This is a genomic window from Psychrobacter sp. UBA3480, assembly GCF_002377945.1.
Taxonomy (GTDB): Bacteria; Pseudomonadota; Gammaproteobacteria; order Pseudomonadales; family Moraxellaceae; genus Psychrobacter.
Genome location: NZ_DFQV01000021.1, coordinates 72871 through 95175, shown reverse-complemented (window position 1 = coordinate 95175; position 22305 = coordinate 72871). Strand labels below are relative to the sequence as shown.

General features: G+C 42.1%; 17 protein-coding genes. 10 read left to right on the top strand and 7 right to left on the bottom strand.

Translation table 11 applies throughout. The annotated features are described in order from the left end of the window. The first annotated feature begins 141 nt into the window (after nt 1-141). Nucleotides 142-4416: an ATP-dependent RNA helicase HrpA gene (hrpA, locus tag B2863_RS10040; protein WP_296209969.1), complete on the top strand. Its 4275-nt coding sequence runs from the start codon at nt 142-144 to the stop codon at nt 4414-4416. A 140-nt stretch (nt 4417-4556) separates the two neighbouring features. After that, on the top strand, nt 4557-5162 hold the full coding sequence (locus B2863_RS10035; RefSeq protein ID WP_296209966.1) for an SAM-dependent methyltransferase: 606 nt from the start codon (nt 4557-4559) through the stop codon (nt 5160-5162). A gap of 150 nt (nt 5163-5312) precedes the next feature. Here B2863_RS10035 and B2863_RS10030 read toward each other — a convergent pair whose 3' ends face one another. Further along, nucleotides 5313-5642, bottom strand: a complete 330-nt coding sequence (locus tag B2863_RS10030; protein ID WP_102091713.1) for a hypothetical protein — start codon at nt 5640-5642, stop codon at nt 5313-5315. 264 nt (nt 5643-5906) lie between these two features. Then, complete coding sequence (locus B2863_RS10025; protein WP_296209964.1) at nt 5907-6758, bottom strand: AraC family transcriptional regulator; 852 nt, start codon at nt 6756-6758, stop codon at nt 5907-5909. Between the two features lie 166 nt (nt 6759-6924). Between B2863_RS10025 and B2863_RS10020 the strand changes: the two genes are divergently transcribed. After that, the gene (locus tag B2863_RS10020; RefSeq protein WP_160021698.1) at nt 6925-7338 is read left to right on the top strand and encodes an organic hydroperoxide resistance protein; all 414 of its coding nucleotides are present in this window, start codon (nt 6925-6927) and stop codon (nt 7336-7338) included. A gap of 171 nt (nt 7339-7509) precedes the next feature. Here the strand turns inward: B2863_RS10020 and B2863_RS10015 are convergent, their stop codons facing one another. Continuing rightward, nucleotides 7510-8427 (bottom strand): DMT family transporter, encoded by a 918-nt coding sequence (locus B2863_RS10015; RefSeq protein ID WP_296209960.1) that lies wholly within the window; start codon nt 8425-8427, stop codon nt 7510-7512. A 321-nt stretch (nt 8428-8748) separates the two neighbouring features. Here B2863_RS10015 and B2863_RS10010 point away from each other — a divergent pair, with 321 nt between their 5' ends. Next, entirely contained in the window at nt 8749-9432 is a 684-nt protein-coding gene (locus tag B2863_RS10010; protein WP_296209959.1) for a DUF421 domain-containing protein, read from the top strand. A 134-nt stretch (nt 9433-9566) separates the two neighbouring features. Here the strand turns inward: B2863_RS10010 and creD are convergent, their stop codons facing one another. From creD to pnuC, 4 genes are all read right to left on the bottom strand, one after another. After that, on the bottom strand, nt 9567-11204 hold the full coding sequence (creD, locus tag B2863_RS10005; protein ID WP_296209956.1) for a cell envelope integrity protein CreD: 1638 nt from the start codon (nt 11202-11204) through the stop codon (nt 9567-9569). 169 nt (nt 11205-11373) lie between these two features. Next, nucleotides 11374-11898 (bottom strand): TIGR00645 family protein, encoded by a 525-nt coding sequence (locus B2863_RS10000; RefSeq protein WP_102093027.1) that lies wholly within the window; start codon nt 11896-11898, stop codon nt 11374-11376. Nucleotides 11899-11994: 96 nt separating this feature from the next. Further along, nucleotides 11995-12603 (bottom strand): ATP-binding protein, encoded by a 609-nt coding sequence (locus tag B2863_RS09995; RefSeq protein WP_296209953.1) that lies wholly within the window; start codon nt 12601-12603, stop codon nt 11995-11997. Then, nucleotides 12554-13264 carry a nicotinamide riboside transporter PnuC gene (gene pnuC / locus B2863_RS09990; RefSeq protein WP_296209951.1) on the bottom strand — a complete coding sequence of 237 codons (711 nt, stop codon included), beginning with the start codon at nt 13262-13264 and terminating at the stop codon, nt 12554-12556. Before pnuC ends, B2863_RS09995 begins: the two co-directional genes overlap by 50 nt. A 296-nt stretch (nt 13265-13560) precedes the next feature. On the opposite strand from pnuC, the gene B2863_RS09985 reads away from it, so the two are divergent. The 6 genes from B2863_RS09985 to B2863_RS09960 all read left to right on the top strand — a co-directional run bounded on the left by B2863_RS09985 (nt 13561) and on the right by B2863_RS09960 (nt 22207). Next, the gene (locus B2863_RS09985; protein WP_296209950.1) at nt 13561-14706 is read left to right on the top strand and encodes a beta-ketoacyl-ACP synthase III; all 1146 of its coding nucleotides are present in this window, start codon (nt 13561-13563) and stop codon (nt 14704-14706) included. A gap of 234 nt (nt 14707-14940) precedes the next feature. Then, nucleotides 14941-16032: a peptide chain release factor 1 gene (gene prfA / locus B2863_RS09980; RefSeq protein ID WP_296209948.1), complete on the top strand. Its 1092-nt coding sequence runs from the start codon at nt 14941-14943 to the stop codon at nt 16030-16032. Between the two features lie 130 nt (nt 16033-16162). After that, nucleotides 16163-17701 (top strand): lysine--tRNA ligase, encoded by a 1539-nt coding sequence (gene lysS / locus B2863_RS09975; protein WP_296209946.1) that lies wholly within the window; start codon nt 16163-16165, stop codon nt 17699-17701. 115 nt (nt 17702-17816) lie between these two features. Beyond that, on the top strand, nt 17817-19079 hold the full coding sequence (locus tag B2863_RS09970; RefSeq protein ID WP_296209944.1) for a hypothetical protein: 1263 nt from the start codon (nt 17817-17819) through the stop codon (nt 19077-19079). Nucleotides 19080-19148: 69 nt separating this feature from the next. Further along, a complete protein-coding gene (gene dnaX, locus B2863_RS09965) occupies nt 19149-21074 on the top strand; it encodes a DNA polymerase III subunit gamma/tau (protein ID WP_296209941.1) in 1926 nt (641 codons plus the stop codon). Between the two features lie 233 nt (nt 21075-21307). Further along, nucleotides 21308-22207, top strand: coding sequence for a LysR family transcriptional regulator (locus B2863_RS09960; protein ID WP_057760292.1), 900 nt, complete (start codon nt 21308-21310; stop codon nt 22205-22207). Nucleotides 22208-22305 lie beyond the last annotated feature (98 nt).

The following is a 22305-nucleotide window of genomic DNA, read 5'->3' as shown; positions in this document are numbered from 1 at the left end:
CTTAAGTTCGGATACGTTCTGTAATGTGTGATAGTTTCAGCATTATTGATACAAGAGTAATCAGAACTCGACTAACTTGAATCATACCCTAATTACCCCCATAATCTAACCACTTCTACATAATAAATAGCCTAAGTAAATATGCCCAATACTTCTGAGAATGAACCAAAAATGCCTAGTGAAAGCAGCGTTGAAGAAACAAATAAGAAAACAAATCCAGATGACAGTCACTCGAATAATAAGTTTAGCGACGATAGAACTGCTGTTCAGACTAGCATTGCCTCTGATCTACCAGTACTTGCTAAAGACAGCTATTACTTAAGCCGTCTTGAGCGAGAGCTGGCACGTGCTGCTGTATCTAAAAATAAAAAATCTAATCATGATTATGAGCAAAAGAATAATTCAGATGATGTACTTGCCAAGAAACGTGCTCAGTACGAGAAAATAAAGACACGTTCTCAACAAGCTGTGCAGGCACGTATCGATAGTATCCCAAATGATTTACCTGCCAAGCTAAATTTAGATTTGCCTGTTAGCCAACGCGCAGAAGACTTAGTACAAGCGATTATCGATAATCAAGTCATTATTGTCGCTGGTGAGACCGGTTCTGGTAAAACGACGCAGTTGCCTAAGCTTGCGATGTTAGCAGGGCGCGGTATCACAGGGCAGATAGGGCATACACAGCCGAGACGATTGGCCGCTCGTAGTGTGGCAAACCGTATCGCAGAAGAGCTGGGTGAGCCATTAGGTAACACGGTCAGTTTTAAGATTCGCTTTAATGAGCAAGGGACAGCACAATCTGTTGTAAAGCTCATGACAGATGGTATCTTACTCGCTGAGTTGGGTCACGATCGGTTTTTGAGTAAGTACGATACGATTATTATCGATGAGGCGCATGAGCGTAGTTTAAACATCGACTTTATTATGGGTTATCTCAAAAAGATGCTGCCCAAGCGCCCAGATTTAAAAGTTATTATTACCTCGGCGACCCTTGATACCAAGCGCTTTAGTGAATACTTCAGCCGTTATGACAATAAGCTCAAACGGCAAGTTCCTGCGCCTATTTTTAATGTAGAAGGGCGTAGCTTTCCAGTAGAAGTCCGTTATCGTCCGTTGACAGATGAGCCAGTAAATAGCTCGGAAGATGACAGCTACGATGATTTTGAAGAGAACCTGCCGCGTGCTGTGGTTGCCGCTGTCGAAGAGTGTTTTAGCGATGCGCAGAGTAAAGGTCACGCCGATCAAGCTGATATTTTGATATTTGCTGCGACTGAAGCGGAGATTCGCGAAACGCAAGAAGTGCTTGAGCGTCATGGCCCGCGCCATACCGAAGTACTGCCATTGTTTGCACGGCAGACGTATGAAGAGCAGCAGCGTATCTTTCAGCCATCGGGTCGAGGTCGCCGCATTGTTATCGCGACCAACGTTGCTGAGACTGCATTGACTGTGCCGGGTATTCGCTATGTGATCGACTTGGGGTTCGCGCGGATTTCGCGTTACTCGTATCGCTCGCGCGTACAGCGTTTACCGATTGAAGCAATTTCCCAAGCAGCGGCTAATCAGCGTAAAGGTCGCTGTGGCCGTGTCGCTCCAGGTGTTTGTATTCGTCTTTATAGTGAAGAGGATTTTAGTGGCCGCCCTGAGTTTACTGAGCCTGAGATTTTACGCACCAACTTAGCGTCAGTAATCCTGCAAATGGCCAATCTACGTCTAGGTAGTGTGGATGACTTTGAATTTATTGAGCCGCCTGATAGCCGATTGGTCACTGATGGTCATAAATTGCTAGATGAGTTGGGCGCTATTACTTCCAAGAAAGACATTGCTGCTCAGGACAAAACCAATAAACCAAAAGCGAGAAAAGGGCTTGATCATCTGCGTTTGACAGCAACTGGTCAGAAAATGGCACGTATGCCAATCGATCCAAGGCTAGCACGTATGCTGGTGGCTGGTTCTGATTTTGATTGTATTCGCGAAATGCTGATCGTTGTGGCAGCGCTTGCTGTACAGGATCCACGCGAGCGTCCTGCCAATAAACGTACGCAAGCGGATCAAAAGCATGCGGTCTTCCGTCAAGACGACTCTGACTTTTTGTTTTATCTGAGTCTATGGAAGGCGCTGTTTGAAAAAGATGAAGACGGCAATAAACTGTCTGGCAATCAGCGTAAGCAGTTTGCTAAGAAAAACTATTTAAGCTTCCCGCGTGTACGAGAATGGCATCAGACACACCGTCAATTGGTACAAATGGTCACTGAGCTGAAGCTAACTGATGTTAATGAGTCAAAAGCTGCTGATAAAAATGTGGCTGTCAATGATCCGACAGCGATCGAAGATGAAGAGTTAAAAGCAGTCAAATATGCCAATCTGCATAGAGCATTATTGACTGGTTTATTGTCTATCATCGCGCATAAGACCGAAAGCCGCGGTGAGTATTTGGCTGCGCGTCAGCAAAAGGCGAAGATATTCCCAGCCAGCACGGTGTTTAAACAAATACCACCTTGGGTGATGGCGTTTGAAATGGTGGAGACTTCACAAGTCTTTATGCGTACTGTTGCCAAAATCGAACCAGAATGGATTATTTCAGCGGCAGGTGATTTGCTGAAATATCATTACTTTGAACCACATTGGTCCAAGAAAACAGGACGCGTCAAAGCTTACGCGCAGATTAGTCTGTTTGGACTGATTATTATTAGTAAGCAGCTGACCAATTATGAGCAAGTTAACTTAGTTGAATCACGAGAGATATTTATCCGTGATGGCTTAGTGACGGGTAACTTTGGTCGCAATGCACCATTTTTGCAACATAACATGGATAAGATTGCTCATGTTGAGCGTATCGAAGACAAGCTGCGTCGCCGTGATTTGTTGGTGGATGAAGAGACGCTCTATCAGTTCTATGATAAGAAAATCCCTGAGCACGTTGCCAGTCGTAAAGCATTTGAAGATTGGCGTGCAGAAGTCGAAAAGCATGATACTAAGCATCTATTCTTTACTGATGAAGATGTACTTAATAGCCAAGCACCGACCACAGGGGATTTCCCAGAAGTGTGGAAGCTGGGCGATCTAAAGCTGCCACTCCGTTATATCTTTGATCCCGCCAGCGATGATGATGGTGTGACCATACGTGTGCCGCTTGCTGCATTACCGCAGCTCGACGCGATTGAGCTACTGTGGGGCGTGCCCGGTTGGCGCTATGAACTGGTTCTACAACTGCTCAAGTCACTGCCAAAGGAGATACGTCGTCAAATCGTACCGATACCCAATACTGCAGACAGTTTGTTTGATGAGTTGCAACCAAAGGGTGGACAAGGATTGCTGAAGCAGCTGTGTCAGGCCTTGCATCGTCGCGGTATTATGTCGGTAACGCCAGAGAACTTCAATCCATCTACGATTGATCGTTATTTGCAGCCACAAATCTGCGTGGTCGATGAGAAAAACCGTATCATCGAAAAAGGCCGTGATCTACAAACCCTACAGATTCGTCATGCATCTGAAACCAGTCAAGCGGTAAATGAGCAGCAAGGCGTGCATACTGAGTTCCCTGAGCATTTTGCTTTTAGCAAAAACCATCATAGTGCAGGCGTGGTGATGAAACAGTTTGCGGCGCTCGTCGCTGATGAAGCGGGAGAAGCTGTATCGATTCATCAATACACTGATGTCAATGCCGCACTTCAAGCACATCGTATCGGGGTACTGACTTTAATAAAAGGCAAACTTGGTGCAAAGAAAAAGCAGCTAACGAGCCAAATCGATAGTATATTTAAACTGGCATTTGCACCACTTGGCGACATGGATAAACTCAAAACGATCGTTATAGATGCTGCGTTAGACGCGGCTCTCGAAGAGCACTATGTCTTATTTGATCATTCTGAGAATTTACCAGAAAGCGCCGATGACATCGCAGTTGGATTGAGCGAGGAGCTACCGTTTACCTCTGAAGAGTATAGCCAAACTCTCGAAGTGGTAGTCAATAACTTCTTATTAACTGGTCAAAGCGTTATCAAAACGCTTAAGAATGTCTACACTCGTTGGCAGCGTATCCGCCAAGGGTTGCTGATGCTAGATCGCGAGATATTTGGTGAGTCTATCGATGATATCGAAGATCAGCTAGAAGACTTACATTTGGCTGATTTTGTTTATCGGATGGACTATAGCCACTGGCAACAGTACCCACGCTATCTTGAAGCGCTACAGATTCGACTAGAGCGTCTGGAGCACAATCTCGACGCCGACCTCGATGGTGTTTACGCGCTTGACTTGCATATGGAGCGGCTAGCAGGACGTGCGGACAAAGAAGCCATCAGTGAGTATCGCTGGATGGTGGAAGAGTATCGTATTCAACTGTTTGCCCAGCCTATGAAAACTCGTATGGCAGTATCGCCCAAGCGTCTAAGCAAGATGTGGGATAAGGTGAGTTAGGCTAAGTTTTAGGTTTGTATGGTACGTTATGTTATAGAGCGCACATTAATTTTATGATGTGTGCTTTATTGCTACGTTTTCTAAATGCCATATGTTACCTACTAAATTGGATATCAATCTCAAATAACAGGACGATTAAAATGTGGGATGAACGCTATAGCGGTACAGAGTTCGCATTTGGTACCGAACCTAATGATTTTTTGAGAGAGACGTTTGAGCAGATACCTGTAGGTGGACACGTACTTTGTCTAGCAGAGGGAGAGGGTAGGAATGCAGTATTCTTAGCTGAGCAAGGCTTCAAGGTGACTGCGATGGATATGTCCGAAGTAGGGTTAAACAAAGCGAACAAGTTGGCCAAAGATAGAGGCGTAGCTATTACCACTCAATTAGCTGATTTAGCAGATTACAACTTTGGTCAGGATAAATGGGACGCCATAGTTTCTATCTGGGCACATGTGCCCAAAGCGGTACGTCAATATGTACATGCACAAGTTGGCACCGCTCTCAAGCCAGATGGAGTATTTATCGTCGAAGCTTATACAGAACGGCAGCTTGAAACAGAGGCAGTCGGTGGACCACCAGCCAGTCAAAGGGAGCGTTTTGGCGCTTTAGAGAACTTTCAAAATGAGCTTGTAGGGCTGAACGAAGTGATTGGTGTAGAGAAGTTGCGTATGGTATCAGAAGGAAAGCGGCATCAAGGGCTTAGCGCTGTAGTACAGTTTGTTGGTAAAAAAGTCAGCAACTAGCCGTTGTAAGTTAAATCTATTAGTCGCTTTAGCAGCTATATACATAGTTAGAGAAGATAGTTTGCAAACCATCTTCTCTATGAGCTATTGAGGCTTAATGTTTGATAGTTAGTGACTGGTATTTAATGTCCAGTACTTAATAATTGATACTTAATGACTAATCTTTTCTGTCAGTACACCCATGCTATAAAGTACATAAGCAATCACAGTTAATGCGACGATAAATGGAGTAAGCATCCAAATCACAATATTGATTAAAAGTGATGGTAACAATCCATTGAACAGCTCAATATCTGGTGCGAAAAAATCGGTCATAACATCGACTGCACGTTTAGCAATAGGGAATAGCAAAGTGCTGAAAGCTAACATATAAATGTACTTACTAAAGCCAGGGTCACTCATGACTACCATAAAGTAGAACACTGTAAAAAACGTGATGCCAAGTGCCCAGCATTTTAGAGTGTAGCTTAAACGAATCATGTTATCTCCTCCCTAAGCTTTCTATTGATCGCTTTACATCGATCGTACACAGAGTAAAGCTGCTCCTATACATTCATTATTTTAAATATATATTATATGTTATAATACGAATATATAGTCACGTCAACCAATTTTTCTATTTATTTAAAATACTCCCTACATTATTCAATTTAAAAATGATGTTTTCTGGGGAAGAATTCCATAGATATAATAGAAAATAGCCTAAGCAAATTAAATTTATCCTATTAGAAAATAAAATTATAACTACAACTCATTACTCGGACTTAGACCAAAAAACCGCTTATATTCTCGGCTAAATTGACTAGGGCTTTCGTAGCCTACTTGCATCGCTATTTGTGATATTTGCGCCCCATGCATCTTAATTAAGCGTCTGGCTTCCATTAAACGTAAGCTTTTCTGATACTGTAACGGACTCAGCTGGGTTATTTCTTTAAAGTGCTGATGAAACCCTGAGACACTCATGCCGCATCTACTAGCTAAGCTTTCAACCATAATAGGTTCATCTAGATGTGCCTTTATCCAGTCAGTCGCTTGGGCAATGCGGTGTGTATGGCTACCGCTAACGACCAATTGCTTAAGTTTGTTGCCTTGCTCAGCCAAGAGTAGGCGATAGTATATTTCTTGTTGAATTAAAGAAGACAGAAAATCAATATCGTTTGGATAATCAAGCAAGCGTATCAATCGATCAAACGCGTCCATTATGGTGTCATCTAAGTGCCACTTTATTCCTAAATGACTGCCTGCTACTGGGTGTGTGGTCGGTATCTGCGCTAATACATCTCTAATCATAGCTAAATCTAATTTCATTGATAAAACAATGACAGGGTTCTTTATCGAAGCGTGCTTGATATGCATACTTAGCGGTATATTAACTGGACAGAACATCAAGTTACTATTGTCAAACCTTTGACAGTCAGCACCCAAGTAAATCTCTCGTTCACCTTGCAGTACAATACAAATACTTGGCTCTTGAATATAACTCACGGCTTTGCTTGGTTTGTCCGCGCAGTAAAAGAACAAGCCTGAAACAGCAGATTCAATAGTTTTATTTCTAGGTAGTACTGCTAAAAGTTGGTCAATAGTCGTTTGATTCATCACGAGTGCTTATTTTATAAGATTGCCTGATAGTATAAATATTTGTAGGATTAGGCAAGAGTTATAGAGGTTTGTTCTAACGTATAAGTGCAGAGGATTCTATAATAATTTCATCGCAACAGCGTAAGTACGACCTCTAATAATATGAAACAAGGAATAATTAATCATGAAAATATTTTATAAAACGCGCGCAACCGCTACTGGTGGACGTTCTGGCCATACTGGATTAGACGATGGTTCTTTAGGATTTGACTTGGTATCTTTTCAAGAGCAAGACAAAGAAGGCGTGAACCCAGAACAGCTTTTTGCCATGGGTTACGCGGCTTGTTTTGATAGCGCTTTGAGCATGACTGCACAGCACATGAAATTGCCTGTTACCGCTTCAAAAACTTCTGCGCAAGTGGGTATCGGTATGAAAGCTGACGGTAGCTATAACTTAGAGATAGAGTTGTCTGTAGAAGTATCAGGTATTGATGAAGCGCAGGCGCAGCAGTTGATCGAAGCCACGCATCAGGTGTGCCCGTATTCTAATGCTACTCGCGGTAATGTCGATACTCGTCTAGAAGTGACAGTCGTTTAAGACGGTTGTTTAAAGACTAGTGACCGTAGACTAGCAATATTAAAATAATAACTCGAATACATAAACGCCCCGATTTATAAGAGTCGGGGCGTTTTATGTTGTCCGGTAACGTAATTAGCTGGAACCTTTTCTGAGCAACTTGGCTAATGATAGGTTATTAATAGCCTTATTTTATACCGGTACTTTTTTATTTAAGGTAAACACCAAGACCGCGCCCAAAATGACTGTGCTTGCAACTATAAATGGCAAAGTTAGTTGCTCAGATAAAAACACCACACCTAGCAACGCAGCAATCACAGGGACACATAGCTGAACGATAGCGGCTTGTGTGTTTTTCAATAGTGGCATCGCTGTATACCAGATACTATAACCCAACCCTGAGGCGATTGCTCCTGATGCACAGGCGAGTAGTACACCTTCAGTGGTAATGTCCTCCAAATTGATATTTTTCAAACCTAAGTCATCTAGATACGTCATACCTACCAGTAATAGTATAGGCACAGCGACTAAACTACGCACAAAATTAAACCCTGTCGCTCGTAGCGGTGAGACACATGATTTGCCGCGTATACTATATACTCCCCATGCTACGCCACTCATAGCCATTAACGCTGCTGCCAATGGTGATGGTATGGCAGCCGATGGCAACATCAGATATACAAATCCTGCTACTGCAACGACAAACGCCAACCATTGTAGCGCGCTGAGCTGTTCTTTTTTATAGATATCCCAGCCAATCATCGTAAGCTGAACCGCTGAGAATAAAATCAATGCCCCAGTGCCAGTATCGAGCTCTACATACGCAATTGAAAAGCACAGCGCATAAATCACCAAGCTGAGACTACTCAACCAACTGCCTTTATCACTTAATATAGCGTGAACAGTAGAGTTGTCATGATTAGACGTTTGGCGTCGCAGTCTGTAAGCATGTGCAGCCATGATAAGGCCTAGACAGGCCGTCGCACTCACTAGCCTAATGATGGTAAAGCTCCAAGCATCGATATAGCCTTCTGCCAATGCCATTCGGCAAAACAGAGAGTTTGCGGCAAAGGCGATTAACGCAATAATAGTATAAATAGTGGCTTTCAAAAGTAATTCCTACAATGAATAAATGGCACAAAACAGGCAAGCATAGGATTTTAGTTTTAGGTCGTAAGGTACGCTGTTATAACGATCGTTTTCTCTAGCAAAGATAATAGATTGATAACTTATCAATCTAATCTATAGCTGTCTCACAGGACAGGATATTTTGTCGTACTTATGGCAAAAAGTCTCTTTTAAATCAGAATAACGATAGTTGTATTGACGATAAGGTCTAAAAATAGGGATGATGTGCGTCGTATCAAATGAACTATTAGAACAACATTCATTAAACACAATAAATCAGATAAATAAATAGGAAAAGATAGTATGAATTGGGCAAGTATTTTTATTTATGACACAACTTGGTTGTTTGCCGTAGAAATTTTAATACGTGTCACTGTAATGTTTGTATTAATTATCACATTTTTACGCTTCACTGGTAAGCGCGGCGTCCGTCAGCTCTCTATTTTCGAGCTGACCATTATTTTATCGTTGGGCTCTATTGCAGGTGACCCTATGTTCACCGAAGATCTGCCCATTATCCAAGCGGTATTAATCATGGGTACGGTCATTTCACTCTATAGGCTCTGTACGTGGGCGATGATGAAATTCCAGCCTTTTGAGGACCTGCTAGAGGGGCGCTCAATGTATATTGTAGAAGATGGCATGCTAGTGCTTGATAAAATCAAAAAAGGTGAGATGTCACATGATGAGTTTTTTGCTGAAATGCGCCAACAAGGGGTTGAGCATTTAGGACAAGTTCGTGTCGGTTTGCTCGAAGCTGATGGCAATTTTAGTATTTTATTGCACACCTCTGAAAAAACAGACTACGGGATGCCGCTTTTCCCCAAGCAATACCGACCGGTCGAGCAAGTAGAAGCAGGGGTTTATTATGCTTGTATGTATTGCGGTTACGTTGATGAAATCTCTGACCCTAATCATTGTTGCCCGCGCTGCGAGGATAATTGCAATAACTGGGCTAAAGCGTTAAACAATCATATCGTCAAATGATATTACTACTTGGCTGCCTTAGCTCAGTTGATAAGCTAAGGCAGCTAGTGCCTTTTTTCAAATTATTAGATAAAAACCTTTCATTTACTGACAGTTTGTCTGACTTGTTTTATACAGTGCATGGCTCTCATCATTTATGTCACTTTATACCAGTCGAGTTTGCGAGTCATCACCATCACGCAGGCAAGTATCACAAAGCAAAATATCGCACCCAGTAACAGATTGAGATCTTCTGTACTTAAAATACCGAAAAACGTAGCGTATAGCCCAGCAAGTGTCGCGGTAAAGATTATTGCCCGTTTTAAACCGCCAAATACATAGTAGCTATACCAGCCAATAAGCCCAACACAAGCACTGGCTGCTACCATATAGGCTTGCCAAAATGCGATTTGTTCTGCAAGTGGTAGTAATAAGACATAAAAGACAAATAGTGCGCAGCCGACTAGCAGATACTGAATAGGGTGGATACGACTTGATTTGAGCACTTCAAATAAAAAGAAAGTACCAAACGATACCAAAATTAATAGCAAGGCGTACTTCATGGCTCGTTCAGTTTGTAGATAGACATCGTTAGGGCTCGCAAAACTAACGCCAAAGCTGTTTAGCAGAACACTTTGATTACTACCAGCTACTGCTGTACTATCTGTCGTCAGACCTCTTGATGCCTCAAACGAATCAGGATTGTACGAATGACTATCGGTATTGATCGTTGATTCACTTATGACAGTACATTGATGGTTAGGTGTGCTGAGACATTGAGAGAGGTACTGATTGTTTGCAACGGTTAAATACTGATTTTGCCAACTGGCATCGAATCCTTTAGCGGTAATGCTCTTGGTATTTGGTAATGCTTTACCTATGAAGTTTGGTGTCTGCCAGTCACTGTGCATAGACAGAATAAAGTTCTGCCCAGTTGGGACAGTCGTTAAATTACTAATGCCAGCTAATGGCAAGTCGATCACAATATTGAGCGCTTGATTGTCTTTAGGATTAGATAACTTGCTATTTACTTCTGATTTATCTAGTTTTTTATTTATTGAGCCTTTGGTAGCCAAGCTATCTTTATTCTGCTGGCTAGTAGGATTGATTAATTGCTCCAACATATCTTTAGGTATATCTACTTCGACATAGGTTAAGTTCTCTATCATTGGTATCTGCGGATAGTTTGCTGCAATCGTTTTTTGATTAATTGTGACAGTAGGCAGGGTAGCGACACCGCGCAAATCAGACACGGGAATGATAAGTTTTGCCTTGTTCCAGTGGGTAATGGTTTTGGCTAGCTGTGTCTTATCTGCATTAGGATATATACCGACTGAATCTGACCCATTGTCAATTGTAGTGCCAACCTGATCTAAATTTTCTAAAGTCTTATCAAGCGTATAACTTTGATCGAACGTAAGCTGACCATCATAGCTAGTAGCACTATAGATACCGCGTTTATAGGTGTCTGTGTTTACTTTTAGGTTTTGTGCAGCCTGCGTCTGAGAGGCAAATATCGTCTCAATTTTCGAGTATGACGGTTCGCATTTGCTCTTTATATTTGGTGTATCAGATGTATTTGACTGACATGCAGGTGTGACTGTCGTAGGAATGGCGATAAATGGGTTAATGACTTCTTGTGGATTGACATGCTGTTGGGTGATTTCTTTTATCACTGACTCTGCGTAGTACTGCCTCTCGTATATGATGTCGCTAATCATATTGAGACCAATCGAAAAAACGATACAAAGTCCTACAATGATGGATAACTTAGTCAATAATGTTTTTTGCATGTTGTCGCCTCCTAAGTGTCTTTAATCCACAGCTGCCGAGATAACAGACTGTGGCTTTAAAAGACATCATAGAGAGGGCATAACGAGAAAATGTGCAGGAAATATGGAATAACTGTGAAAGGGTGAAAGTCGATATTCTCTGATAATTATTTTTCGATTATTAATGTGTTTAATGCTTTTTCGTGTCGCCAACGACTTTATCCATGATAGCGAATAACAAGCCAGACAATACAAAGGTCATATGAATAATAACCTTCCACATGAGCTTGTCGGCATCAAGTTCACTCATTCCGCTAGATATATCCATAAAGGACTTTAATAGATCAATCGCCGAGATAGCGACAATCGCTCCGATGACTTTGAGCTTTAGACCAGAAAAGTCCACTTTGCCCATCCAGCTAGGACGATCATCATGAGTGCCAGTATCGATTTTTGAGACAAAAATTTCATAGCCACTGAATATAATAATAAGCAATAAACTGGCAACTAGAGAGATATCAACCAATACCAATATATCTACAATCACACTGGCTTCAGAGGCCGTCAGAATGTCAGCGAACATGTGCCATAGCTTTTGAACAAACTTAATAAATAATAAAATAATGCCTAACACAAGCCCTAGATAAAAGGGTGCCAGTATCCAGCGGCTATTAAATATAGTTTTTTCTAAATAAAGCTCAAACTTCTTTAGCATGGGTATCTCTTAATGTTTAAAGACACGAAAGTCTTAAAGACATGAAATTTTTAAAAATACAAGTGTAGGTAAGTTTATGGCCATAGCTATTTAGCTTTAGTCAGGCGATATATTATCTATATCAGCGAGCTGCGCTACTACTTGCCGAACACGCTCTTTTCTATCGCCACTAATACGCTGGAATGGTTTTTGATGCCTGCTTAATTGACTGGCGAAATAATCACTTATCTCATCACGTTGATACGGACTGTCTCGCAGATCATCGGCGACCCAAGGAGTATCAACATCCGTCAATAATATCAAATCATAATGATGGGCCAATGCTGCTTGCTCAAGGGCAGTAGGGCAGTCGCCATAATACCAATAAGAATAAACCATCAGCTCAAACAAACTGGTATCGCAAAACAAATAATGACTGGCATTAGACGACTGAGCGACTTGTTTGGCTAAGATATTCTCTAGTGTAATCTGCCCCTGTGCGATAGGGAGCAGATCTTCCCACGTACAAGTCAGCTGCTCATCATCCCACTTTGCCTGTAAGTAGGTGCGCATATATTCTGACACCCAAGAAGTATCAAAATGCGCGGCCAAATCACGACATAAGGTCGTCTTACCCGTACTTTCTGCTCCTAAAACCGCGACGTTGATGACAGATTTAGGCGTATGCTGCTCGAGGTTGTACGCGGTAGCGTCGTTGCCATTCATAGTATGCCCAGATTGCGATAAGAGTGAAGACTACATATTGTAGCGCGGTAAAAGTAAAACCTTTATAGAAGTATAGCGGTACTGATATCGCATCAGCGATGATCCAGAGTATCCAATGCTCAATCTTGCGCCGTGCCATGAGCCACATCGCCATCAAGAACAAAGCCGTAGTGAGCATGTCAGTATAATCGACCCAAGTAAATAAATGGAGTCCAAGTACCGCACCATCGAAACTAAAGCCATTATTAATCACTGGACGGAAATAATAAACCAATCCTACAAAAGCTACTGTTCCTGCTGCCAAAGCAGAGAGTATAGGGATGTCACCTGCATGCAGATGCTCAATACGGACATTATTAGCGTCTGCTTGCTTATGCTCAACAGACTGGTTTTTCTTGTTCTTTGACCAGTTAATCCAGCCATACAAGCTCATCACGGTATAGTAAGCATTGATGAACATATCGCCAAACAGTTGCCACTTCCACAGTAGGTACACAAATATAGCAGTGCTGACCAGACCGATAGGGAAGACTAAAATATTGGTTTTGCTGGCAAGTAAGACACTTGCTACGCCGAAGACAACGGCAATCAGTTCAAGAATGATGAATATCGTAGAGTAGTCAGCGTATTGATCAAATAACCAGTTGAGAAGTTCTGCCATGAGCATTCCTAAGTATGAGCGTGTATCAATATTCTGAATAATTAAGATAGTTCGATGAGTCGTACAGAATAAAATGATGCTAATTATAACGTAGCTATCGAAAAAGGACGGCAGTCTTTGCTAATTTATGGCAAGAAACAGATTATTTGTAACAAAGTATTAGAAAAATTATAATATTCAGGCATAATAAACACACTGATTTTAAGTTTACAGTTATTCACTGAATTTGAATGGCTATTATTTTTCCACTTTTATGCTTATTCCAAGCACCACAGTAGTAGACAAGGAAGCTTATCATGACGACTTGTATCACAGGCACTGGTCTTTATATTCCACCTTACAGCATTAGTAACGAAGAGCTAGTTGAGTCATTTAACCAGTATGTTGAAAACTATAATACCGAACATGCTGAAGAAATAGCTGCAGAGACAGTGACGGCACTTGAGCCTTCTTCAGCTGCTTTCATCGAAAAAGTATCTGGCATCAAATCACGTTATGTGATGGAAAAAGAAGGTATCTTAAATACTGAAATCATGGCGCCAGTTATCCCTTACCGTAACTTGGGCGAAGAGTTGTCAGTAATGGCCGAAATGGGTGCAGCAGCACTTAGAGATGCTTTGGCTGATGCTGGACTTGAGGCCAATGACTTAGACGGTATCATCCTTGCTTGCTCAAACTTCCAGCGTACTTATCCTGCGGTTGCTATCGAGATCCAGAACGAAATTGGTATGATTGGCGGCTTTGCTTATGATATGAACGTTGCGTGTAGTGCGGCGACTTTTGGTCTGTCACAAGCACACGGTTCTATCATCTCTGGTTTGGCCAAGCGTATTGCTGTGGTCAACGTCGAGATTACCTCAGCCCATCTAAACTGGCGCAACCGTGACAGCCACTTTATCTTCGGTGATGTGGCGACCGCTTCTATCGTTGAAGAATTAGATACGCCAAAAGGTTATGAGATTTTAAACTCTAAGCTATTTACTCAGTTTTCGACCAACATCAAAAATGAATATGGCTTTATGGATCGCTCAGAGTACCTAGCAGCGCAGACCGAAATGTATCCAGATATCAAAGCACCTGTCACTGATAAGCTGTTTTTGCAAAATGGTCACAAAGTATTCCGTGAAGTCTGTCCAAAAGTGTCAGAGATTATCACTGAGCACTTGCAAGAAAATGACATCCCAACATCTGATGTTAAGATGATGTGGTTGCATCAAGCCAATGCCAATATGTTGGATTTGATTCTACGTACCGTGGTCGGTAAAGATGCCGATAAATCAATTGCTCCAAGTGTTATTGCTGAATTTGCCAATACCAGCTCAGCGAGTCCTATGATTGTATTCCATCGCCACAAAGACGACTTAGTATCAGGTGATTTGGGTGTTATTTGCTCATTTGGTGCAGGTTACTCTATTGGATCGGTCTTAGTTCGCAAGGTCTAATACTTTAACTTCCTATCCTGATAAAAATAGCTAAGAGTCTTCTTAGCTATTTTTTTGTCTGTCGTTTTTGCTATTGAAATTACGTCGTGACATCTAAATATAAACAGAGATGTTTGAGAAGATAACATCGAGATTACCGACAATATCAACAAGAATGATTAGAGGTTTTAATTTACCCCAAAAAATTTGCTATAATCACGGGCTTATTCCTCTTATCCAATTAAAAGTCCTTTTATGAAAGAATCCTTACGCCTGCGTTTAGACCAGATGGTAGACCGTTATGAAGAGGTCACCGCTTTATTATCAGATCCTAGTGTCATCAGTGATAATAATAAGTTCCGTGAATTGTCTGTTGAGCACAGCGACTTGATGGAGATCACGACGCTGTGGCAAAACTACGTGGGTGCAGAAACGGATCAGGCCGATGCAGAAGCGATGCTAGCCGATGCAACAGATCCTGACATGAAAGAGATGATGATCGATGAGATTGAGAGTGCGCGTGATACCATCGTAGAGATGGAAGAAGCGCTTAATCTGATGATGCTACCAAAAGATCCCAACGATAAAGTACCAGCATTTTTAGAGATTCGTGCCGGGACAGGAGGCGATGAAGCAGCGATTTTCTCTGGTGATTTGTTCCGTATGTACCAAAAATACGCGCAGAGCCAAGGCTGGACGCTAGAAGTGCTCTCTGCAAATGAAGGTGAGCATGGTGGTTATAAAGAAATCATCACTCGCGTATCTGGCAACAGTGTATATGGTCGTCTAAAGTTTGAATCGGGCGCTCACCGTGTACAGCGTGTCCCTGAAACCGAAAGCCAAGGTCGTGTTCACACGTCAGCTTGTACGGTCGCAGTCATGCCAGAAGTTGAGATTGATGATACCGTTGATATCAATCCTGCTGATATCAAGATGGATACTTTCCGCTCAAGTGGCGCGGGTGGTCAGCACGTTAACACGACTGACTCTGCTGTACGTTTGACGCATATTCCAACGGGTACCGTGGTAGAGTGTCAGCAAGAGCGTAGCCAACACAAAAACCGTGCGCATGCTATGAAAATGCTGGTCTCTAAAATTCAACAAGCCAAAGTGCAAGCACAGGTGGATGTGGCGGACTCTATACGTCGTGACTTGGTCGGTAGTGGCGATCGCTCAGAGCGTATCCGTACCTATAACTTTCCACAAGGCCGTATGACCGATCATCGTATCAACCTTACCTTATACAAGCTCGACTCTATTATAGAAGGCGACTTGGATGAGATTCTTGATGCACTATTACGTGAGCATCAGGCTGATTTGATGGCCAGTATCGGTGGCAATGACTAGTAGCTAGTCTTTAAAAGCACCAACAGTTTTATCGTTTTTATCACCATGTCTGTTCTTATAATAATAAGTATTGATTTAATTTTTCTGTTTTCGTTTATCCATTTAATTACCTAAAAATATTGAGAGTGTTATGTCAAAGCACAATAATCAGAACCAAGATCAAACCCCAGTCGTAGAAGATGCTAACGAGCTAATCGCACAACTGCAAGCCAAGCTAGACGATATCAGTGCTTCAGGTAAACAGCCGTATCCTAATACGTTCAAACGCACTGATTATGCGCAAGACTTACAGACGGCTTTTGATGGTGTCTCAAAGCAGGAAATTGAAGAAAAAGCAGCGAATGGTGAAAAAACACAAGTAAACGTGGCAGGTCGAGTCATGCTCAACCGTGGTTCGTTTATCGTGATCCAAGATATGACAGGCCGTATTCAGTTATATGTAGCACGTAAAGAGCTTGATGAGGAGACGCGTGCGAGCATCAAATCACTAGATTTGGGTGACATCGTTGGTGTATCAGGCTATATCGGTCGCTCAGGTAAAGGCGATTTGTATGTGCATATTGAAGAAATTACGCTATTGACCAAATCACTACGTCCAATGCCGAATAAGTTCCATGGCTTGGCTGATGTAGAAGCGCGCTATCGCAATCGTCATCTTGATTTGATGACCAATGAGACGACTCGCAATACCTTTATGGTTCGTAGTCAGATCGTTAGTGGTATTCGTCAATTTATGCTTAATGAGCGTTTTATGGAAGTTGAAACGCCAATGATGCATCCGATACCAGGCGGCGCAGTAGCCCGTCCGTTTGAGACACATCATAATGCATTAGACATGCCTTTATACCTACGTATCGCGCCTGAGCTTTATCTTAAGCGTCTGGTTGTTGGTGGGTTTGAGAGAGTATTTGAGATTAACCGTAGTTTCCGTAATGAAGGGGTTTCAACCCGTCATAACCCAGAATTTACCATGATTGAGTTCTATCAAGCATACGCTGATTATCATGACTTGATGGATTTGACTGAGCGTCTGTTTAATCAGTTAGCAATAGATGTGTTGGGCACAACAGAGCTGACCTATCAAGAAGAAGCCATTAGCCTAAAAGCACCATTTGCTCGTCTATCAATGTCTGATGCGATTGCAAAATATGCTGAAAACTTTGACATGGCGCGTATCAATGATCGTGAATACCTAGCAGAATATGCATCTACGACACTTAAGCAGCAAGTCAAAGATGTGTTTGGTGTGGGTAAACTACAGACAATTATTTTTGAAGAAACGGCTGAGCATCAATTACGTCAGCCAACGTTCATTACTGAGTATCCTGCTGAGACTTCACCACTAGCGCGCCGTAGTGATGACAATCCTGAGATTACCGATCGCTTTGAGCTGTTCGTTGGTGGTCGTGAGTTGGCCAATGGTTTTAGCGAGCTTAATGACCCAGCAGACCAAGCCGAGCGTTTCCGTGGTCAGGTTGCTGAAAAAGATGCGGGCGATGATGAAGCTATGCATTTTGATGAAGAGTATATCGAAGCATTGTCTTATGGTTTGCCACCGACAGCCGGTGAGGGTATTGGTATTGACCGTCTAGTAATGCTATTTACCGATTCTGCTAGTATCCGTGATGTGATCTTATTCCCGCATATGCGCCGCAAACAAGACAGCTAAGGTGGATTTGCTTGCTATAAATCCAAACTGATACTTAACTCAGCATAAAAAGCTTTTGCTCATTTTCACAGAATGGGTATCAGCTTTTTTGTGAAATATCGTTTATAGAGGTATTATGGATATTCAGCAAGCATCACATGCGCCATGGCAAAAAATGATTCAGCAATGTTTTTTATCATTGTATGAGTTGCCTGATGACAAAATCACTGACTCTGATCATTTTCAGGGTTATGATTTTGTTTTTGAGTTTTCTGGCGCTACTATTTATTTGCTCGTCAATACGGTTGTGATGCAGGCAAATAAGCAAGAAGTGGATAATGCTAAAGTTCGTGAGTGGAGAAAAGAAGTTGTTAACCAACTTATCAAACGCCACGCTCAGATTTATCAAAAAAACGATAGCCTAATTGTAGATAGAAGTGCCGCGACAACTGATAAAGCGGTTTATTTTATCGGTTTAACGTCATTATCTATCAATCATCAAGACGATCAATCGGGCCATGCATCTTATGCAGTTGGCTACGAATATGGCAGTCGGTTTTTTGCAGAAGACTGTGTTTTAGACTTAGATGATGAGCAAAGTATCCTACAAGTCTTTAGTCATCAAAACTTCGTTGATATCCTCAATCAGTTGGTTACTCCAAGTGATTTAACAACCTTTTTAGATTTCCATCGTCGTCAACTATCTAGCTTTGCATCATTTCAAAACGAATCGACATTGCTTAAACAGTTTCTACAATCACCTGACTTTCATCAACGAGCGATTAGGGTACAAGAACAGCTAATTGACAACGAGTTAATTGAGCAAGTTGAATTACGCTTACTTAAAGCAGTAGAGCTGAATCAGACTATGTTTGCCGATGCCTTAATGGCTGAGATGCAAAAAAATACTGGGATGTGGTTCAAGCTATTCAACAGTGTGCTTGAGCGTTATTATGAAGCTGGTACACCTTTACCAAATGATCAGGTTGATATTTTGGTAGATGAGTCAATGTATACCTATGCATGTCTAGTAGAAAAAATCTTAGCTTATAGAACCATGGATCAAGACTCGCGCTGGAATGGTTATGTCCGTCATGAGCATTCTTACCATGTATTTGGACGCCATTATCTCATGGTGTTTTATGCGCAAGACAATAGCAGTTCGCTAAGCGCAGAGAATGTTAGGCTCTCTTATAAAGATTTATTGTCAGACATCAACGTCCAGTTACAAGAGCCAGTAATGGACGATTTATTTTTACTAGGCGTAGAGTTTAGGCCGTGCGAAGACAGTGTAAACACTGAGGTTTATCTGGATATTTTTCATCAAGCAGGCTCATTGATTGATGAAAGCACTCAACGCTTATATGACCGACTGGCCCAACTTCAAGCTCAGTTATAACCTAAACATAGTATGATTCATTAGTTTGACGCTCCCTCTATATTTGTATTATTTACATTGGCATTTCTTATGACGCAGCAATATCAAGTTTTAGCTCGCAAATACCGACCAAAAAACTTTCATGAGTTGATTGGGCAGACGCATGTATCTCAAGCGTTGATTAATGCGATTGATTACAATCGTCTGCATCATGCCTATCTGTTTACAGGCACACGCGGTGTGGGTAAGACGACGATTGCGCGTATTTTATCTAAATGCTTGAACTGTGATACAGGTATTACCAGTACCCCTTGCGGCGTGTGTGATAACTGCGTTGCTATTGATCAGGGGCGTTTTATTGATCTTATTGAGATTGATGCCGCTTCTCGTACCAAGGTCGAAGACACGCGTGAGCTGTTAGACAATGTGCCTTATGCCCCAAGTCAAGGACGTTATAAGGTTTATCTGATTGATGAAGTACATATGCTGTCTACGCACAGCTTTAACGCGTTACTTAAAACGTTAGAAGAGCCACCGGAGCATGTGAAGTTTTTATTAGCGACGACTGATCCACAGAAGCTACCGATTACGATTATTTCGCGCTGCTTGCAGTTCGTTCTGCGCCCATTACCTCAAACGTTACTTAGCGAGCACTTGGCAAATATCCTGACTAAAGAGCAGGTAGGCTATACTCAGCCAGCCATTTGGCAATTGGCAAGTGCAGCCAAAGGTTCTGTACGTGATGCGTTATCATTGACCGATCAAGCCATTGCTTTTGGTCAAGGCGCACTGGATGATGCGACTGTCAATGCAATGCTTGGTCTCATTGATGCTGCTGACTTAGTGCGTCTAATCACAGATATCTATAATCATGATAAGTCTGCGGTTGCTGCTCATATTGAGCAAATGCGCGCGCAAATGGTCGATGCGACTAGTATGTTTGATGGGCTCGCTGAACTGTTACATCAGTTGGCATTGACTCAGCTGTTGCCTGAGGTCGCTCTTAATGTTAATGAGGCGCAAGCAAAAGATATTTATACGCTAGCTCAGCATATCAACCCTGATGTCTTGCAGCTGTATTATGAAATTGTTGTGCAAGCCCGTGAAGGTGTCAAGCTCGCAAGTACACCGATGCAAGCGCTTGAGATGTGCATCTTGCGATTGCTGGCGTTTCGTCCATTACCAGTCGATGAAGTCTTGAGCAATACTTATGATAGTGATGGGTCTGCTACAAAAGTACCAGCTATAAAACCAGTTTCTTCGGCATCAGCTCCAGATGCTATTGCACATGAAGCGTCAGCACCGCCGCCAGAGCTTTATAGTGTTGACTATCAGACTTCAAGTCACGATGAGCTACAAAGCAGTATTGATGGTAATGACAATTTAGCACAGTCAGTTAATAGTGCTATGTCTGAACCAGTTGTTGAGCCTGAACCAGTTGTTGAGCCTGAACCAGTTGTTGAGCCTGAACCAGTTGTTGAGCCTGAACCAGTTGTTGAGCCTGAACCAGTTGTTGAGCCTGAACCAGTTGTTGAGCCTGGTGCAAATGATTCTCAGTTAACAGCACACTCTGATGAAGACCCACGTACGTTGCTGCGTTGTCCACCTCAAGAACTGACAGGCGAGTGGAACCCAGAAAAGTGGGACTACTGGTTGCAAACTGCTCGTGAAGGCGAGGTATTGGCACAAGATGAGCTAGCACTGGCACGACAAGGGACAATGACTGGTCAATGCAATGGTAAGGCCACGTTTTTGACCAGTGTTGATAGTAAGCATTTGCAGGTTACTTTTCAGCAATTGGCAGCTAAGTTACAACAGCAATTTACGCAAGCTGACATTGACTTGAAAATTGATAGTAGTATCATGCAGACCGAAGATAAAACCCCAGAGCGCCGACAGAAAAAACGTTTAGAGCAAGCGAAAACCGTTGCTGAAACGAAATTACTAAAAACACCAGTAATGCAGTATTTAACTGAACGCGGTGAGGGGAAAATGGGTAAAGTACAGCTGTATTGAGATTTTAGAGCAGTGTTTGCTCAAAATGTCTAAAAGTATATTTATATATTGAACGTAGTTTTATATTAAATATCAAGGTGATAGCAATATATCACCTTGATATTTTTGTTTTTATTACGGGTCAAAATATATTTATCAAACAAGAGAGAACCATTTGATAACGATAAGATGAGTGCAAAGTCGTTATAATGGTTAAGTTATATTAAAAACTGAAATGACGTTTAGGTGAGAATATGTTGGATAATTTACGCGGTATGGCTGTGTTCGCCAGTGTGGTCGGACATGGCTCTTTTAGTGGCTCAGCACGTGAGCTAGGTATTACAACCAGTGCAGTTAGTCAGCAAATTCGTTCGTTAGAGAACGAGCTTGGGGTGGTATTGCTACATCGCTCAACTCGTAAGCTAAGCTTAACAGAAGCTGGTGAGAGCTTTTATGAAGCGGCAAAAGATGTCGTCAGTGCAGCGGAGCAAGGGCGTATTAAAGTCAATCAATTGCGTGATGAGCTAGCAGGTAGTTTGCGTGTATCGACGACTCCTGAGCTCGGTGTTAATCACATATTGCCTGCACTCTCTACTTGGATGGCGGCACATGATGATCTAAGTGTCACTTATCTAGCTGATAATCATTATATTGATATGATTGATGAGCGTATTGATATTGCTATTCGCATGAGCCCATCGATTAATGATTCTAGTCTGAGCAGTCATCCATTGACCGATGTGCGCCAATTACTGGTTGCCTCACCTCAGTATTTGCGTCAGCACAGTAAGCTAAATACGCCTAAAGATTTGGCTGAGCATCAATTAATCTGTATTGAAATCATGAAAGATGCCAATCAGATCGATATGATTCAGACTGAAACTGGTAAGAAGACGCGTGTCAAAATGAACTCACGTATCTATACCAATAACGTGTTTATGGCAACGACGTTGGCAAAAGAAGGTCACGGTTTGGTTAGAATGTTAGAGATGGATGTTAAGAAAGAGCTTGAGAGTGGTGAGCTAGTAGAAGTGTTGACTGGCTATCAATTACCAAGCTTTGTGCTATATGCGGTCACTTTAAATCGCGACCAACAGCCAGCTAAAATCACTCGTTGCCTAGAAGTACTGAAAAAGTACTTTCATGCGAATTAAGTGTTGTTCTCACTACGCACAAAACGTTTTTAGTTAGCAATAAGCGGTTAGCAAAAAGCCTATAGATAATGAATCATCTATAGGCTTTTTTATTGTCT